1 protein-coding gene and 1 pseudogene are annotated in these 422 nt (G+C 55.0%); one reads left to right on the top strand and one right to left on the bottom strand.

Going from position 1 to position 422, the window contains the following annotated elements:
• Positions 1-224 (bottom strand): hypothetical protein (locus AC2ETI_RS32680; RefSeq protein WP_483635056.1); only part of this gene is annotated, 224 nt, incomplete at its 3' end.
• Between the two features lies 1 nt (position 225).
• Between AC2ETI_RS32680 and AC2ETI_RS32675 the strand changes: the two are divergent.
• Positions 226-422: pseudogene (locus AC2ETI_RS32675) on the top strand (hypothetical protein); the annotation flags it as partial.

Raw genomic sequence — 422 nt, 5'->3', positions numbered from 1 at the left:
CTCGCCTCGCTATCGATGCTTCCGTCATGACCATCGTCATAATAGCCCACCCGTCTCATGTCCTTCGGCCCGTCGAAAGGGCGGCGAATACCCACGCATCCATCCCTAACTGGAAGGGGTTGACGACTCTCTATGACGACTGTTATAACTGCAGGTGCGTCGTTATGCCAGTCGTCATAACCATTTTCTCGCGCATTTTCCTCGACAGTTTCAGGAGAAGCCACAGTGCCTGCCCAGAAGTTCGGCCTTGAGCTAGAGGTCTACGTCACAGAGTCGATCGAACTGTCCTTCGGTGGAACTTTCTCGCCCACGACAGCAACAATCATCATTGGACCGACGGAGGCTGTCCTGGTCGATACCCTCTACGCCAAAGACGACGTCGACGCGCTTGCGGATGTCATTGCAGCCACCGGAAAAACCCT

It is taken from the genome of Rhodococcus sp. MurmanLake-1 (genome assembly GCF_056945715.1).
Note: the sequence above shows the minus strand (reverse complement) of the source record. Positions and strands in the feature narration are given on the sequence as shown.